Raw genomic sequence first — 15,649 nt, 5'->3', positions numbered from 1 at the left:
GGTCCCTCCGGGGTGGGCGGGTCATGCCGGGGCCAGCAGGCGGGTCGCGGTGACCGCGCGCAGGCCGCGGGCGTCGAGGTCGTCGAGGACGGCGGGCAGCGCGGCGAGCGTGCCGGGGTGGCCCAGGTGCATGCTCACGACGCTGCCGGGCCCGGCCGTCCGCACCCGGGCGGCGACGGCGGCCGGTCCGGGGTCGGTGAAGTCGCGGGAGTCGACGTCGTAGGACAGGGTCACCGGGTAGCCCGCGTCGGCGGCGAGGCGGCGCAGCAGCGGGGTCGCGTGCTGGGCCTGCGAGGGCCGGAAGAACGCCCCGGGCCCGCCGGTGGCCGCCGCGATCACGTCCCGGCAGCGCTCGATCTCGACGCGGGCGGCGGCCTCGCCGAGGCCGTCGACGTCGCCGTGGGACCAGGTGTGGTTGCCGATCTCGTGGCCGAGCCCGGTGACGATCCGGGCGGCGTCCGGGCTGTCGGCGAGCCAGGTCCCGACGGCGAGCACGGTCACCGCGGCGCCCCGCTCGTGCAGCAGCGTGAGCACCCGGCGGGCCAGGTCGACCTCGCCGGCGCCGTGGAAGGTGAGCGCCAGCTCGGGGCGCCCGGTGCCGGCGTGCGCGACCTCGGTCCCGGCCGGGTCCGGGGCGGGTGTGGTGGTCGGCGGAGCGGACGGGGCGCCGGGCACCGGGGACGGCGGCGGGGATGCCGTGGAGCACCCGCCCGTCGCGGCGAGCAGGGCTGCGGCGGCCGCCGCGCGCAGCACCTCGCGCCGGGTCGTCCCGGCGGACGGCTCCACCCCTCGCCACCTCACGCCGCGGACTGTAGACCCCGTCCGACCTGGGAAATCCTTTACCCGAGGGAGGATCGGGACGGACCGGACGAGCCGGGCGAGACCGTGGCGCGAACACGCACCGGAGAGCTACAGTTATTAGCGATGCTCAACAAATCGGGACCGGCCGACCGGTACAAGTGGGTCGCACTGTCGAACACCACGATGGGCGTGCTGATCGTGACGATCAACATGTCGATCCTGCTGATCGCGCTGCCGGACATCTTCCGCGGCATCGGGATCGACCCGCTGGCGCCGGACAACATCGACTACCTGCTGTGGCTGATCATGGGGTACCTGGTGGTCACGGCGGTGCTGGTGGTCAGCTTCGGCCGGCTCGGCGACATGTACGGCCGCACCCGGATGTACAACCTGGGCTTCGCCGTCTTCACGGTGTTCTCGGTGCTGCTGGCCGCCACCTGGATGCAGGGCGACGCCGGCGCGGTCTGGCTGATCACGATGCGGGTGCTGCAGGGTGTCGGCGGGGCGCTGCTGCTCGCCAACTCCACCGCGATCCTGACCGACGCCTTCCCGGTGCACCAGCGTGGTCTCGCGCTCGGGATCAACTCCGTCGCGGCGATCGCCGGCTCGTTCCTCGGACTGGTCGTCGGCGGGGTGCTCGCCCCGGTGAACTGGCACCTGGTGTTCCTGGTGTCGGTCCCGGTCGGGGTGTTCGGCACGATCTGGGCCTACGCCCGGCTCCGCGACACCGGCGCCCGCCGCGCGGCGCGGATCGACTGGTGGGGCAACCTGACGTTCGCGGTCGGGCTCGTCGCCGTCCTGATGGGCATCACCTACGGCATCCAGCCCTACGGCGACGACGTCATGGGCTGGACCAGCCCGCTCGTCCTCGGCCTGATCCTCGGCGGGATCGCGGTGCTGGCGTTGTTCACCTGGATCGAGCGCCGGGTGCCCGAGCCGATGTTCCACGTCTCGCTGTTCTCGATCCGCGCGTTCACCGCGGGCAACATCGCGAGCCTGCTGGCCGCGCTCGGCCGCGGCGGGCTGCAGTTCATCCTGATCATCTGGCTGCAGGGCATCTGGCTGCCCGAGCACGGCTTCCCGTTCGAGACGACGCCCCTGTGGGCCGGCATCTACATGGTCCCGCTGACGATCGGGTTCCTCGTCGCCGGGCCGGTGTCGGGCATCCTGTCCGACCGCTACGGCGCCCGCGCCTTCGCCACCGTCGGGATGCTCGGTGCGGCCGCGACGTTCCTCGCGCTGCTGGCGCTGCCGGTGGACTTCGACTACCGGGCGTTCGCGCTGCTGCTGGCGCTCAACGGCCTGGCGATGGGCCTGTTCAGCTCCCCGAACCGGGCGGCGATCATGAACTCGCTGCCCGCGCACCAGCGTGGCGCCGGGGCCGGCATGACCTCGACCTTCCAGAACGCGGCGACGGTGCTGTCGATCGGGGTGTTCTTCTCGCTGCTCATCGCGGGCCTGTCGACGACGCTGCCCACGTCGCTGCACGGCGGGCTCATGGCCCAGGGCGTGCCGGAGCTCGCGGCGGACCGGGTCGCGGCGCTGCCGCCGGTCGGGATCCTGTTCGCGGCGCTGCTGGGCTACAACCCGATCGCGACGTTGCTCGGCCCGCAGGTCCTCGGCGCGCTGGCGCCCGCACAGTCGGCGTACCTGACCGGACGGGAGTTCTTCCCGCAGCTGATCTCCGGCCCGTTCGCCGACGGGCTGACCTTCGCGCTCGGGTTCGCCGCCGTCGCCTGCCTGGTCGCCGCGGTGGCGAGCGCACTGCGCGGCGGGAAGTACCACCACGTCGACGGGCCCGTGGCGACCGACGGCGACGCGTCCGGCGCGGCGCGGCCGGCGGCGACCCGCGGCTGAGGGCCCGCCCGGCACACCGCGGCCCCGGCCCCATGGTGCCGGGGCCGGGGTGTCACGGCGCGGGGGTCAGTCCGCGGCGACCTCGCTGCCGTCCTGGCTCCAGCGGGTGTGGAACTTGCCGTCGGCGTCGGTGCGCGCGTAGGTGTGCGCGCCGAAGTAGTCGCGCAGCCCCTGGATGAGGTTGGCCGGGCCGCGCTCGCGACGGTAGCCGTCGTAGTAGGACAGGCTGGAGGAGAACGCGGGGATCGCCACGCCCTGCTCGGTCGCGGTCACCACGACCCGGCGCCACGCGTCCTGTGCGTTCGCGACGGCCTCGGTGAAGTACGGGACCATCAGCAGGTTGTCCAGGTCCGGGTGGGACTCGTAGGCCTCGGTGATCCGGTTGAGGAACTGGGCGCGGATGATGCAGCCACCGCGCCAGATCCGGGCCATCGCGCCGAGGTCGAGGTCCCAGTCGTTGGCCTGCGAGGCGGCGCGCATCTGCGCGAAGCCCTGGGCGTAGGCGACGACCTTGGACGCGTAGAGGGCCTGGCGGATGTCCTCGACGAGCTCGTCGCGGTTCTTCCCCGAGCCCGGGGTCGGGCCGCCCAGCGTGGTCGAGGCCTCCCGGCGCTCGTCGCGCAGGTTGGACAGCGTGCGGGCGAACACGGCCTCGGTGATGCCGGTCAGCGGGACGCCGAGGTCGAGCGCGTCGATGGCCGTCCAGCGGCCGGTGCCCTTCTGCTCGGCCTGGTCGACGATGACGTCGACGAGCGGCTTCCCGGTCTTCTCATCGGTCTTGGCCAGCACGATGCCGGTGATCTCGATGAGGAAGGACTCGAGGTCCCCCGAGTTCCACTCCTCGAAGATCGTGCCGATCTCCGGCGCGGACAGCCCGGCGACGTGCGTGAGCAGGTCGTAGGCCTCGGCGATGAGCTGGATGTCGGCGTACTCGATGCCGTTGTGCACCATCTTCACGTAGTGCCCGGCGCCGCCGGGGCCGACGTGGGTGCAGCACGGGGTGCCGTCGACGTTCGCGGCGATCGCGGTGAGGATCTCCTCGACCTCGCCGTAGGCCTCCTGCGGTCCGCCGGGCATGATGCTCGGCCCGTTGAGTGCGCCCTCCTCGCCGCCGGACACGCCGATCCCCATGAACCGCAGGCCCCGCTCCTCGCAGTACGCGGCGCGACGGTCGGTGTCGGGGAAGTGCGAGTTGCCGGCGTCGATGATGATGTCGCCGGAGTCGAGCAGCGGGGCCAGCTCGTCGATGACGGCGTCGACCGGCTTGCCCGCCTTCACCATGACGACGATCTTGCGCGGGGTCTCCAGCGCGTCGACGAACTCCTGCAGCGACTCGGTGCCGGTGAAGGCACCCTCGTCGCCGTAGTCCTTCATGAACTCGGTCGTCTTCGAGGTGGTGCGGTTGTGCACCGCCACCGGGAAGCCACGGCGGGCCATGTTGCGGGCGAGGTTCGCCCCCATCACCGCCAGCCCGGTGACCCCGATCCGGCTCTTCTCCGCCATCAGTGCTTCCTCCGTGTCGTTCCGACGCCGCTGTACCCGCCCCATCCTGGCCCGCGGCCCCCGGCGGCGCAGCGAGGGGCGCGTGTCCCCTCGGTCACCCCGCGAGGAAGTCGGCCAGCAGGGCGCTCGCGGTCTCCGGCGCCTCCTCCGGGATCCAGTGCCCGCAGCCCTCGACGCGCTCGAAGCGGAAGTCGTCGACGTACGCCGAGGAACCCCGCATCTGCCCCTCGGTGAGCGCGAGGTCGCCGTCGCTCCACACCCCCATCGTCGGCACCGTGATCCGCGGGGGCTGCGGGATCGTGGTGGGCACGAACGTGGCCGGGTCGATGTTGGCGCGGTACCAGTTCAGCGACGCCGTCAGGGCGCCCGGCCGGGACAGGTCGGCGAGCTGGCGGGCGGCCATCGGGTGCCCCTCGGGCAGCGTCGCGTGCAGCCAGCCGCGCAGGAACTGCCAGTCGTCGGCCGGCATCACCTGCTCGGCGACGCCGGGGAACTGGAACCAGAGCATGTACCAGGACATCGCCTTCTGCCGGAACCCCGCGGTGGCGAACGCGGCGGGATGCCCGACGGAGAACGCGGCGTAGCGGGTCACCCGCGGCGAGGCGAGGGTGAGGGCCCAGCCGAGGGAGGCGCCCCAGTCGTGCCCGGCGAGGGCGAACCGGTCGATGCCGAGCGCGTCCGCGACGCCGAGGACGTCGGCGGCCAGGGCCCGCATCCGGTAGTGCTCGACCTCGGCGGGCCGGTCGGAGTCCCCGAAGCCGCGCAGGTCCGGGACGACGACGCGGTACCCGGCCCCGGCGAGCGCGGCGGCCTGGTGGGTCCACAGGGCGGCCCGGTCCGGCCAGCCGTGCAGCAGCAGGACGGGGCTGCCGTCGCCGCCGGTGTCGTGCACGGACAGGGTGATCTCGGGCAGGGTCGTGCCGGGGACGGTGATCCGCTGCGGGGCCGGGAGGGTCATGGGCCGACCGTATCCCCGGTTCCCGCCCGCTGGGACGCCGCGCACGGCGGGACCGCCGTCGGGGTGACACTGGCCCGATGGTCCGCCTCTCCCCCGACACGGACCGGGACGGCCGGGCCGTGCCGGTGGGCGTGATCGGCCTGATCGGCGGCGTGGTCGGCGGGCTGATCGGCGGCGGCAGCGGAGTGCTGTTCGTGCCCGCGCTCGACCGGTTCACCGCGATGTCGCGGGCCCGGATCCACGGCTCGTCGACGATCGCGAACATCGGGGTCTGCGTCGCCGGTGCGGCCGCCTACGCGCTCGGCGGCGGGTCGCTGGACCTGCGGACCGGCGCCGGGCTGATCGTCGGTGGCACGGTCGGCGGGTGGATCGGGCCGAAGCTGCTGGCGCGCGCGTCGGAGACGCTGCTGCGGGTGCTGCTGGTGGCCGTACTGGTGCTGACGGCGGCGAAGCTGCTCGTCGACGCGCTGGGCGTGCCGCTGCTCGGCGGGGCGGTGGTGCCGGCGTCGCTGGTCGCCGATCCCTGGTTCCTGTACCCGACGGCGACGGTGGTCGGCCTGGTCATCGGCGCCTGGGCGGGTGCGATGGGACTCGGTGGCGGGCTGCTCGCGGTGCCGGCGATGGTGCTGCTGTTCGGCACGGACCTGCACGTCGCGGCCGGGACGTCGCTGCTGATGTTCATCCCGAACTCGATCGTCGGGACGGTCGTGCACCTGCGTCAGGGCACTGCGTCCGGGAGGTGGGGCACGGTGCTGGCGGTGACCGCCGCACCGGGCACGGTGGCGGGCGCGTTCCTCGGCCTGGCGCTCGACGCGGTCGTGCTGGGGCTGGTGTTCGGCACGTTCGCGACGGCGATGGCGCTGCGCGAGACGGTCGGACTGGTCCGCCGACGACGGAGATGAGTGCACAGGGGGCGAGATCGGGCTACCCTGTGGGGTGCGCGCAGAACACGAGGACGTAACCCTGCAATCTCACTATAACACGGATGGCAAGGCCCCGGCGACCACCGACTCCTCCTACGAGGCGGAGCTGACCCGCGAGACCCGGCACCTCCGCGGGCTGCACGCCCTGCTCGACGACGAGCTCGCCGCGGCGGGGGCGCAGGCCCGGGGCGCCGCCGCCGAGCGCGCCGGGGAGCAGCTCAGCGCCCGCTGGGAACGCGACGTGTCGGTGCACCGCGCCTCGGAGCGGGTGCGCACCCTCACCGCGGCCCGCGCGGGACTCTGCTTCGGGCGTCTCGACCACGTCGACGGGGCCGCCCCGACCCGGGTCGGCCGGATCGGGCTGACGGACCCGGCCGACGGCGAGAGCGCGCTGGTCGACTGGCGGGCCCCGGCCGCGCAGCCGTTCTACTGCGCCACCCCGGTCACCCCGCTCGGGGTGACCCGGCGCCGGCACTACACCGTCGCCGGCACCGCCCCGCACGAGCGGGTCGCCGGCTTCCACGACGACCTCCTCGACGGCGACGGGCCCGGCACCGGGACCGTGTCGGCGTCGGACCCCGCGCTCCTCGCCGCCCTCACCGCGCCGCGCGGGACCCGCATGCGCGACATCGTCACGACGATCCAGTCCGAGCAGGACGAGATCATCCGGCTGCCGCTGCCGGGCACCGTCGTGATCGAGGGCGGCCCCGGGACGGGCAAGACCGCCGTCGCGCTGCACCGGATCGCGTACCTGCTCTACACCCACCGTGACCGGCTCGCCCGCAGCGGCGTGCTCGTCGTCGGGCCGAGTGCGGGTTTCGTGCACTACGTCGGCGGTGTGCTGCCCGCGCTCGGCGAGTCCGCGGTCGTGTTCACCACCCCGGGACGCCTCGCGCACGGCGTCGTCGCCGACGCGACCGACCCGCCGGGGACGGCCCGGCTCAAGGGCGACCTCGCGATGGTCGACGTGCTGCGCCGCGCCGTCGACGACCGCCAGGAGCTGCCCGGGGCACCGGTCGCGATCGGGATGGACGACGTCACCGTCGAGATCGACACGACGCTGGCCGCCGAGGCGCGCCGCCGGGCCCGCGCCACCGGGCAGCCGCACAACACCGCCCGCGCCACGTTCCGCGACACCCTCGGGCGGCTGCTCGTCGACCAGGGGCTGGAGCGGCTCGAGGTCGGTCTGGAGGACCCGCCGGAGCTCGCGGAGCTGCTGGCGGGGCTGGACATCCCGGAGATCGAGCCCGCCGGGGCGGCCGAGGTGTCGGCCGAGATGCGGGCCGAGCTGCGCGACGCGCTGCGCACCGACCCCCGGTTCCACGCGGCCGTCGAGCAGCTGTGGCCGGTGCTGACCCCGCAGCGGGCCCTGGCCGAGCTGTACGCCGACCCGGGCCGGCTGGCCGCCGCGGGCGCTCCGGAGTCGCTGCGGCGGGAACCGGGCACGCCGTGGACCGTGGCCGACGCGCCGCTGCTCGACGAGCTCGCCGAGCTCCTCGGCCCGGTCCCGGACGGGACACCCGCCGCGGCACCGGAGCCGGACAGCGCCTACGCCGCCGAGGTGCTGACCGTGCTGGAGTCCGCGGACCGGTCGCTCGCCGGGGAGGACCCGGACGAGCTGCGGCCCACCGACTTCGTGACCGCGGACATGCTCGCGCAGCGGCACGTCGCCGGGGTGCCGCTGACCGTGGCCGAGCGCGCGGCGTCGGACCGGGACTGGCGCTACGGGCACCTCGTCGTCGACGAGGCGCAGGAGCTGTCCGCGATGGACTGGCACGTGCTGCTGCGGCGCTGCCCGGCGCGGTCGATCACCGCGGTCGGCGACCTCGCCCAGCGCAGCGCCCCGGCCGGCGCCCGGGCCTGGGCCGACGTGCTCGCCCCGCACCTGGCCGGACGCTGGACGCACCGCACGCTGACGGTGAACTACCGGACGCCGTCGGAGATCATGGACGCCGCCGCGCGGGTGCTGGCGACCTACGCCCCGGACCGGCGCCCGCCGGAGTCGGTGCGCAGCACCGGTGAGCAGCCGTGGACGCGCACGGTCCCGGCCGGGGAGCTCCGCGCCGCGGTCCGCGCCGCCGTCGACGACGAGCGGGCCCGCACCGCCGACGGGACGGTCACCGTCATCGCCCCGCCCGGCACCGACCTGGGGTCACCCGGCGTGCCGGTGCACACCCCGGTGTCGTCGAAGGGCCTGGAGTTCGACGCCGTCGTGATCGTCGACCCGGAGCGGATCCGGGCGGCCGACCCGGCGGACCTCTACGTCGCGATGACCCGCGCGACGCAGCGGCTCGGGCTCCTGGAGGTGACCGGCTAGAACGCCGGCCAGGGGATGGCCGGGCCGTAGCCGTCCGGGCCGGGGAAGCGCGGCTCGGCGAGCAGGTGGTCGATCCGGGAGCGCAGCGCCGCGACCTCGCGGCGGGTGACGTGCTCGCCGAGGACGTCGGCGAACTCGCCCGCCAGCCGGGCGCGCAGCTCCTTGAGGACGGCCGTGTGCTCCTCGCCGAGCTCGTCCCCGACCCAGCCCCACAGGACGGTGCGCAGCTTCGGCTCGGTGTGCAGGGTCAGGCCGTGGTCCACGCCGTAGACGTCGCCGTCCCCGGCGAGGATCACGTGCCCGCCCTTGCGGTCGGCGTTGTTGACGACGACGTCGAACAGCGCCATGTCCCGCAGCTGCGGGTGGTCGGCGTGGACCAGCACCACCGGGTCTCCCGCGCCGTCCCGGGCACGGAGCACCGGCAGCCAGCCGCCGGGGATCTCGTGCGGCTCGCACAGCTCGACCAGCGACTCGGTGGCGAGCTGGACGGTCTCCTCGGTGATGTCGCCGTCCAGCTCGTCGCCCGCGCCGTCGGCGGGCGGCTCGGACAGGGCGCTCTCGTCACCCGAGGAGACCCAGGCCTGCACCATGCCGGTCCCGAACGGGGCCTGGTCGCGCAGCACCGTGGGCGGGACGACGTCGAGCCCGGAGATCTGGGAGACGAGGAAGGCACCGACCTCGCGCCCGGCGAGGGTGCCGTCCGGGAAGTCCCACAGCGGGCGCTCCCCGCGCACCGGCTTGTACACGCAGCGCAGCTCGACGCCGTCGAGGGAGACGGTGCCGAACAGGGTGGCGTTGGAGGCGTCGACCATCCGGCCGGTGATGTCCATGCGGCCGGTGCGCAGGACCTCGAACACCGCGGGGTCGCGCAGGTCGAGCGTCACTCCGTCCCGGCCACGGGGTTGCGGTCGTGATAGCCGTTGAGGCGCACGCAGACGTGGCCCGCCGGGTCGAGCGGCTCGGCACACAACGGGCACGGGGCACGGCCGGCGTCGACGACCTTCTCGGCGCGCTCGGCGAAGGCCTTCGCCGCCGTCGGGGACAGGAACACGCGCAGCGCGTCCGGGCCCTCCTCGGTGTCGTCGAGGACGACCGACTCGTCGATCTCCTCCTCGGTGACCGCGAGCAGCTCGACGACGATCGAGCTCGAGTCGGCGTCCCAGCCCAGGCCCATCGTCCCGACCCGGAACTCCTCCTCCAGCGGGACCGCGAGCGGGTCGTTGTCCGAGGACCCCGTGGTCACGGTCGCGCCGAGCAGGTTGTCCTCGCCGAAGCGCTTGGACACCTCGCCCAGCAGCGCCGTGATGCGTTCGGCCAGCACCGAGACCTGCTGTTTCTCCAGCAGCACACTGATCGTGCGGCTGCTCTCGATCGCCTGCAGGTAGAAGGCGCGATCGCCGGGCTCGCCGACGGTCCCGGCCACGAAGCGGTCGGGTCGGCGGAAGACGTGGATGACGCGTGCCATGACCCTTCCCAGGGTAGGCGTATCCGGCTGCGGGGGCATCCCCGCGGTCACCTGTGGGTGCGTCCACCTGGGACGATGCGAGGTGGATCACCCCGCCTCACGCGTTCGTGGAACCCCCGACCACGGCGTCGGAGGCGTTCACCGGCTGCTCCTCGCCCTCGGCGGGCTTCGGCTTGGGGACCAGGCTCGCGACGTCGCCGGACTGCTCGTTCATCCGCGCGACGAACGGCCGCAGCTCGGTGTAGGTGACGACGCTCACCGAGCAGGTGTCGACGACGATCCGCTGGAAGTTGTCGAGGTGGCTGGCCAGCGCGTCGGCGAGGATCGCCTTGATCACGTCACCGTGGCTGCAGGCCAGGACGATCGCGTCCTCGCCGTGCTCGGCCCGGACCCGGGCGACGTGGCGACGCACCGCCGCGACCGAGCGGGCCTGCATCCCGGCCAGGGACTCGCCGTCCGGGAAGGTCGCCGCGGACGGGTGCGCCTGGACGACCTTCCACAGGTCCTCCTTGAGCAGGTCGGTGATCTTCCGCCCGGTCCACGCGCCGTAGTCGACCTCGGCCAGGTCGTCCTCGACGACCGGCTCCAGGCCGCGGGCCGCCGCGAGCGGCGCGACGGTCTGGCGGCACCGCTCCAGCGGGGAGGTCACGACCGAGGCGATCGGCAGGGCCGCGAGCCGGTCGACGACCGCCGCCGCCTGCTCCCGGCCGCGGTCGTCGAGCTCCACGCCCGGGGTGCGCCCGGCCAGCACGCCCGCGGTGTTCGCGGTGGACCGGCCGTGCCGCAGCAGGATCAAGGTCGTCACGCCGACCGAGGCTACGGGAGTGACGGCGGTCAGTACGCGCTGACCGCGCCGAGCGACAGGGCGGCGAGCAGGGCGACACCCAGCGCGATCCGGTAGGCGACGAACACGTAGACGGTGTTGTTCTGCACGAACCGGAGCAGCCACGCGATCACCGCGTAGCCGACGACGAACGCGACCACCACCGCCACGAGCATCTGCGCCCCGGACGGGCCGTCGCCGGCGAACACGTCGGGCAGCGTGAACAGGCCGGCACCGAACACCGACGGGATCGCCAGCAGGAACGAGTACCGGACGATCGCGGGCCGGGTCAGCCCCAGGAACAGGCCGGCGGTGATCGTGCCGCCGGACCGCGAGACGCCCGGGATCAGCGCCATGGCCTGGGCGAAGCCGAGCAGGATGCCGTCCTTGACGGTGATCCGTTCGACCGGCTTGACCTGCTTGCCGAAGCGCTCGGCCAGGCCGAGCAGGACACCGAACACGATCAGCGTGGTCGCGACCAGCCAGAGGTTCCGGGCGACGCCCTCGATCTGGTCCTTGAACAGCACCCCGAGCACGGCGATCGGGACCGACCCGATGATGACCAGCCAGGCCAGCCGGTAGTCGTCGGTGGCGCGGACCTCCGCGTCGCGGAACCCGCGCACCCAGGTGAGGAACAGGTGCCAGATGTCCTTGGCGAAGTAGACGATCACCGCGGCCTCGGTGCCGAGCTGGGAGACGGCGGTGAACGCCGCCCCCGGGTCCCCGCCGAAACCGACCGCCGAGACGATCCGCAGGTGCGCCGAGGAGGACACCGGGAGGAACTCGGTGAGCCCCTGGACGATCCCGAGGACGACGACCTCGAGCCAGCTCACGAGCGGCTCCCGTCGCGGCCGCGGCCCGGCGTGCTCCGGTCCGGGGTCGTCCGGTCCTGGCGGCTCGGCTCCTGGTTGATCACGGGCCGTCACCGTACTCGCCGAGACGGGGGTCACTCTGCGCGCCCTCACCGGTCCCGCGGGCGCGCGCGCCTAGGCTCGACGACCGTGCAACGCAGACCGGTGGGCGGCAGCGGCCTCGAGGTGTCGCGGGTCGGCCTGGGCACCATGACCTGGGGCGAGGACACCTCCCCGGCCGACGCCGCGGACCAGCTGCGCGCGTTCGTCGACGTCGGCGGGACCCTCGTCGAGACCGCCGAGGACTACGGCGGCGGCGCCGCCCAGCAGGTGCTCGGCGGGCTGCTGCGGGGCACCGTGCGTCGCGACGACGTCGTCCTCGCCGGGCGCGGCACGGCCGCCCCCGACGCGGGTGAACGGGCCTCGCGGACCGCGCTGCTGCGCTCACTGGACCGCACGCTGCGCCGGCTGGGCACCGAGCACCTGGACCTGTGGCAGTTCCCCGGCTGGGACCCCCGGGTGCCGCTGGACGAGACGCTGTCCGCGGTGCAGGTCGCCGTCTACTCCGGACGGGTGCGCTACGCCGGGCTGGTCGCCCCGGCCGGCTGGCAGCTGGCGACCGTCGCGGGTGGCGCCACCGCCGGGCCCGACCCGGCCGTCTGCCGTCCGGTGTCGGCGCAGGTGGAGTACTCGCTGCTCGCCCGGGAACCGGAGGCCGAGCTCCTGCCCGCCGCCCGGCACCACGGCCTCGGGCTGCTGGCCTGGGCCCCGCTGGGCCGGGGAGTGCTGACGGGCAAGTACACCGACGGCACGCCGGCGGACTCGCGGGGCGCGAGCGCGCTGCTGGCCTCGTACGTGGAGGCGCGCCGCACCGAGCACTCGGCGCGGATCGTCCAGTCGGTCCTCACCGCCGCCGACGGGCTCGGCACCTCGCCGCTGTCGGTGGCGCTGACCTGGGTGCGGGACCGCCCGGGGGTCGCCTCGGCCGTCGTCGGGGCGCGGGACGCGGCCCAGCTGCGGGCCTCGCTCGCAGCCGAGGACCTCGTGCTGCCAGCCGAGATCCGCACCGCGCTCGACGACGTGAGCGACCCCGTCTGAGCCTCCCCCGCCGGCCCGGGTGCCCTTTACAGTGGGAATGCCCGACGCGACACCCGCCGTTCATCCGGTGGGCACCGACGAGCACGGCACGACCGGGAGGCACGCATGACCGAGGGCGCTGGGAACGGGTCGGAGGACTCCGCCGCCGGGAATCGGGTGGCCGGGACTCGGGACGGCGACGGCTGGACCGACGACCGGTACGAGTACCGCCCGGTGCGCATCGAGGGGGACGTCTCCCGGCTGACGGCGTCGGTGCGGCTGGCGATCCAGGCCGAGTTCTCCGGCTGGGAACTGTCCCGGCTGCGCCTCTACCCCGGCGGCGTGCGCAAGATCGTGCTGCGACGACGGCTCGGTGCCCAGCAGGGCCTGCTGCCCGAGCCCACCTTCTGACGGTCCCCGCCCGTCAGCCGCCGTAGGGCACCGTGATGAACTCCATGCGGTGCCCGGACGGGTCGTCGAAGTACACGCCCCGGCCGCCGTCGTGGGTGTTGATCTCGCCGGGACGGCTCCCGCCGGGGTCGGCCCAGTACTCCTGGCCGCGGGCGGTGATCCGGGCGAACGCGGCGTCGAACTCGTCGTCGGAGACCAGGAACGCGTAGTGCTGCGGGACGATCGTCGCCGGGTCGGCGTCCATGAAGTCCAGGTCGACGCCGTTCGCGACGCGCACGACCCGGAACGGCCCGAACGACGTCGGCTCGGGCAGCCCCAGGATCTCGGTCAGGTACGCCGCCCCGGCGCGCTTGTCACGGGAGTGGACGATGGTGTGGTTCAGCTCGGCCATGCCCCCAGGATGTGACCTGCACCGCAGTCGAGGTCAAGACCCGGCTCAGGCGTCCTGCCAGCCGACCTCCGGCGGCGTGCCCGCCCCGCGCGGGCTGGGCACCCCCCGGAAGCCGTAGGGCGCGGGCTCGCGGCCGGGCTGCACGTACCAGCACTCCCCCGGCTCGCCCCGCTCCAGGATCTGCTCGACGGCCGCGGCGACGTCGTCGGCCCCCAGCAGCGGGAAGTCCCCGAACTGGGCGCGGACATTGCCGATCAGCGGGGTGTCGGCGAACCCGGGGCACACGGCGGTGACCCGGATGCCCTCCCCCGCCAGCGCCGGGCCCGCGGCCCGGACGTAGCCGACGACGGCGTGCTTGGTCGCGGTGTAGAGCGCGTCGCCGGGCAGGCCGATCAGCCCGGCCAGCGACGCGGTCGCCACCACGTGCCCGCCCCCGGCGCGGCGCAGCGCCGGGACGGCGGCGTTGAGCCCGAACACCACGTGGTCGAGGTTCACGCCGAGGATGCGCCGGTAGCCGTCCAGGTCGAGGTCCTCGACGCCGGACTGGCCCGCCGTGACGCCCGCGTTGAGCAGCACGATGTCGAGCCGCCCGAACCGCTCCTCGGCCGCGGCCACTGCGGCGGCCATCGCCGCGGGGTCGGTGACGTCGGCCGCGTGGGCGAGCCCACCGGCCCTCTCCGCGACGGCCGTGGCGCCGTCGGCGTCCCGGTCGACGACCACGACCTGCGCACCCGCCGCCACCAGCCGGTCGACCGCGGCCGCGCCGATGCCCGACGCGCCTCCGGTGACCAGGGCGACCTTGCCCGAGAGATCCATGCCGCCACCCTGCCACCCGGCGGCCGGTGCCGTCACGGAGCGGGGTGCCGGGCCGGCCGGGCCCGGCGTTCCCGTCACACCGTGCGCAGGAAGCGGTCGAGCACCCGGGTGCCGAACCTCAGCGCGTCCACCGGCACCCGCTCGTCGATGCCGTGGAACAGCGACGCGAAGTCCAGCTCCGGGGGCAGCCGCAGCGGCGCGAAGCCGTAGCACTTCATGCCCAGCGTCGAGAACGCCTTCGCATCGGTCCCCCCGGACAGCATGTACGGGACGATCTCGGCGGTCGGGTCCTCGGTGCGCAGCGCGGCCTGCATCGCGTCGGTCAGCGCACCCTCGAACGGCGTCTCGACGGCCGGCAGGTCGGTGACCCACTCGCGCTCGACGTCCGGGCCGAGCAGCTCGTCGACCTCGCGCAGGAACGCCTCCTCGCGGCCCGGCAGCACCCGGCAGTCGACGACCGCCTCGGCCGTCGACGGGATGACGTTGGCCTTGTACCCGGCGTTGAGCATCGTCGGGTTCGCGGTGTCCCGCACGGTCGCGCCGATGATCCGCGAGATCGGTCCGAGCTTGGCCAGGGCGCCCTCGAGGTCGTCCTCCGGGTACTCGACGCCGGTCAGCTCGGTCATCCGGTCCAGGAACGCCTGCACCGTGTCGGTGATCGTGAGCGGGAAGGTGTGGTTCCCGAGCCGGGCGACGGCCTCGGCCAGGATCGTGACGGCGTTGTCGTCGTGCAGGAACGAGCCGTGGCCGGGCTTGCCCTTGGCCCGCAGCCGCATCCAGGCGATGCCCTTCTCCGCGGCCTCGATCAGGTACGCCCGCTGGTCCTCACCGAGGGTCAGCGAGAACCCGCCGACCTCGCCGACGGCCTCGGTGCACCCCTCGAAGAGATCGGGCCGGTGCTCGACCAGCCACTGCGCGCCCCACTTCCCGCCGGCCTCCTCGTCGGCGACGAAGGCCCACACGATGTCCCGCGGCGGCACGACACCCTCGCGCTTGAAGCGGCGGGCGACCGCCAGCATCATCGCGTCCATGTCCTTCATGTCGACGGCGCCGCGGCCCCAGACGTAGCCGTCCTGCACGGCCCCGGAGAAGGGGTGCACCGACCACTCGCCCGCGTCCGCGGGGACGACGTCGAGGTGGCCGTGCATCAGCAGTGCACCGCGGGTGCGGTCGGCGCCCTCGAGCCGGGCGATCACGTTCATCCGCCCGGGCATGCCGGACTCGACGAGCTCGACGTCGTAGCCGACCTCGCGCAGCTTGTCCGCCACGTAGTCGGCCGCCTCGGCCTCACCGACGAGGGTCTCCGGGTCGGCGGTGTTGGTCGTGTCGATCCGGATCAGCTCCGAACACAGCTGCACGACCTCGTCCTCGGCACTGCTCGGGTCGTCGTTCGCTGAAGCGGTCATGGGCGTCGTTCTACCACCGGCGACGCGTGCCGACCCCGCCGCAACCCGGC

General features: G+C 74.1%; 15 protein-coding genes. 5 read left to right on the top strand and 10 right to left on the bottom strand.

The features are described 5' to 3' along the window. Positions 1–21 precede the first annotated feature (21 nt). A complete protein-coding gene (locus ND486_RS24925) occupies positions 22–801 on the bottom strand; it encodes a polysaccharide deacetylase family protein (protein ID WP_251786819.1) in 780 nt (259 codons plus the stop codon). 123 nt (positions 802–924) lie between these two features. Between ND486_RS24925 and ND486_RS24920 the strand changes: the two genes are divergently transcribed. Next, the gene (locus ND486_RS24920; protein WP_251786818.1) at positions 925–2,658 is read left to right on the top strand and encodes an MFS transporter; all 1,734 of its coding nucleotides are present in this window, start codon (positions 925–927) and stop codon (positions 2,656–2,658) included. A 66-nt stretch (positions 2,659–2,724) separates the two neighbouring features. Here the strand turns inward: ND486_RS24920 and gndA are convergent, their stop codons facing one another. Further along, complete coding sequence (gene gndA / locus ND486_RS24915) at positions 2,725–4,161, bottom strand: NADP-dependent phosphogluconate dehydrogenase (protein WP_251786817.1); 1,437 nt, start codon at positions 4,159–4,161, stop codon at positions 2,725–2,727. 94 nt (positions 4,162–4,255) lie between these two features. Continuing rightward, a complete protein-coding gene (locus tag ND486_RS24910) occupies positions 4,256–5,119 on the bottom strand; it encodes an alpha/beta fold hydrolase (RefSeq protein WP_073575454.1) in 864 nt (287 codons plus the stop codon). A gap of 77 nt (positions 5,120–5,196) precedes the next feature. Here ND486_RS24910 and ND486_RS24905 point away from each other — a divergent pair, with 77 nt between their 5' ends. Together ND486_RS24905 and ND486_RS24900 are read left to right on the top strand one after the other, a co-directional pair. After that, positions 5,197–6,021 carry a sulfite exporter TauE/SafE family protein gene (locus ND486_RS24905; protein WP_251786816.1) on the top strand — a complete coding sequence of 275 codons (825 nt, stop codon included), beginning with the start codon at positions 5,197–5,199 and terminating at the stop codon, positions 6,019–6,021. A 34-nt stretch (positions 6,022–6,055) separates the two neighbouring features. After that, positions 6,056–8,359 (top strand): UvrD-helicase domain-containing protein, encoded by a 2,304-nt coding sequence (locus ND486_RS24900; RefSeq protein ID WP_251786815.1) that lies wholly within the window; start codon positions 6,056–6,058, stop codon positions 8,357–8,359. On the opposite strand, the gene ND486_RS24895 is transcribed toward ND486_RS24900, so the two are convergent. The 4 genes from ND486_RS24895 to ND486_RS24880 all read right to left on the bottom strand — a co-directional run bounded on the left by ND486_RS24895 (position 8,356) and on the right by ND486_RS24880 (position 11,480). Further along, positions 8,356–9,189 carry an SCO1664 family protein gene (locus ND486_RS24895; protein ID WP_208821382.1) on the bottom strand — a complete coding sequence of 278 codons (834 nt, stop codon included), beginning with the start codon at positions 9,187–9,189 and terminating at the stop codon, positions 8,356–8,358. The genes ND486_RS24900 and ND486_RS24895 overlap by 4 nt on opposite strands. 50 nt (positions 9,190–9,239) lie before the next feature. Beyond that, complete coding sequence (locus ND486_RS24890) at positions 9,240–9,824, bottom strand: DUF3090 domain-containing protein (RefSeq protein WP_208821306.1); 585 nt, start codon at positions 9,822–9,824, stop codon at positions 9,240–9,242. A 97-nt stretch (positions 9,825–9,921) separates the two neighbouring features. Continuing rightward, a complete protein-coding gene (locus ND486_RS24885) occupies positions 9,922–10,629 on the bottom strand; it encodes a histidine phosphatase family protein (RefSeq protein ID WP_073575458.1) in 708 nt (235 codons plus the stop codon). A gap of 29 nt (positions 10,630–10,658) precedes the next feature. Further along, positions 10,659–11,480: an undecaprenyl-diphosphate phosphatase gene (locus tag ND486_RS24880; protein WP_100879887.1), complete on the bottom strand. Its 822-nt coding sequence runs from the start codon at positions 11,478–11,480 to the stop codon at positions 10,659–10,661. A 168-nt stretch (positions 11,481–11,648) separates the two neighbouring features. On the opposite strand from ND486_RS24880, the gene ND486_RS24875 reads away from it, so the two are divergent. Beyond that, the gene (locus ND486_RS24875; protein WP_208821301.1) at positions 11,649–12,596 is read left to right on the top strand and encodes an aldo/keto reductase; all 948 of its coding nucleotides are present in this window, start codon (positions 11,649–11,651) and stop codon (positions 12,594–12,596) included. Positions 12,597–12,701: 105 nt separating this feature from the next. Next, positions 12,702–12,986 carry a DUF5703 family protein gene (locus ND486_RS24870; RefSeq protein ID WP_062400830.1) on the top strand — a complete coding sequence of 95 codons (285 nt, stop codon included), beginning with the start codon at positions 12,702–12,704 and terminating at the stop codon, positions 12,984–12,986. Positions 12,987–12,999: 13 nt separating this feature from the next. On the opposite strand, the gene ND486_RS24865 is transcribed toward ND486_RS24870, so the two are convergent. From ND486_RS24865 to ND486_RS24855, 3 genes are all read right to left on the bottom strand, one after another. Continuing rightward, on the bottom strand, positions 13,000–13,377 hold the full coding sequence (locus tag ND486_RS24865; RefSeq protein WP_251786814.1) for a VOC family protein: 378 nt from the start codon (positions 13,375–13,377) through the stop codon (positions 13,000–13,002). A 45-nt stretch (positions 13,378–13,422) separates the two neighbouring features. Continuing rightward, positions 13,423–14,193 carry an SDR family oxidoreductase gene (locus ND486_RS24860; protein ID WP_251786813.1) on the bottom strand — a complete coding sequence of 257 codons (771 nt, stop codon included), beginning with the start codon at positions 14,191–14,193 and terminating at the stop codon, positions 13,423–13,425. A gap of 74 nt (positions 14,194–14,267) precedes the next feature. After that, positions 14,268–15,599 carry a M20/M25/M40 family metallo-hydrolase gene (locus ND486_RS24855; RefSeq protein ID WP_251786812.1) on the bottom strand — a complete coding sequence of 444 codons (1,332 nt, stop codon included), beginning with the start codon at positions 15,597–15,599 and terminating at the stop codon, positions 14,268–14,270. Between the last annotated feature and the right edge of the window lie 50 nt (positions 15,600–15,649).

It is taken from the genome of Pseudonocardia sp. DR1-2 (assembly GCF_023717215.1).
Lineage (GTDB): Bacteria > Actinomycetota > Actinomycetes > Mycobacteriales > Pseudonocardiaceae > Pseudonocardia > Pseudonocardia alni.
This window is presented reverse-complemented; position numbering and strand designations above follow the sequence as displayed.

Coding starts and splice junctions, on each gene's coding strand:
- ND486_RS24920 (WP_251786818.1), top strand. CDS start 925: ATGCTCAACAAATCGGGACCGGCCGACCGGTACAAGTGGGTCGCACTG.
- gndA (WP_251786817.1), bottom strand. CDS start 4,161: ATGGCGGAGAAGAGCCGGATCGGGGTCACCGGGCTGGCGGTGATGGGG.
- ND486_RS24910 (WP_073575454.1), bottom strand. CDS start 5,119: ATGACCCTCCCGGCCCCGCAGCGGATCACCGTCCCCGGCACGACCCTG.
- ND486_RS24905 (WP_251786816.1), top strand. CDS start 5,197: ATGGTCCGCCTCTCCCCCGACACGGACCGGGACGGCCGGGCCGTGCCG.
- ND486_RS24895 (WP_208821382.1), bottom strand. CDS start 9,189: ATGGACATCACCGGCCGGATGGTCGACGCCTCCAACGCCACCCTGTTC.
- ND486_RS24890 (WP_208821306.1), bottom strand. CDS start 9,824: ATGGCACGCGTCATCCACGTCTTCCGCCGACCCGACCGCTTCGTGGCC.
- ND486_RS24870 (WP_062400830.1), top strand. CDS start 12,702: ATGACCGAGGGCGCTGGGAACGGGTCGGAGGACTCCGCCGCCGGGAAT.
- ND486_RS24865 (WP_251786814.1), bottom strand. CDS start 13,377: ATGGCCGAGCTGAACCACACCATCGTCCACTCCCGTGACAAGCGCGCC.
- ND486_RS24860 (WP_251786813.1), bottom strand. CDS start 14,193: ATGGATCTCTCGGGCAAGGTCGCCCTGGTCACCGGAGGCGCGTCGGGC.
- ND486_RS24855 (WP_251786812.1), bottom strand. CDS start 15,599: ATGACCGCTTCAGCGAACGACGACCCGAGCAGTGCCGAGGACGAGGTC.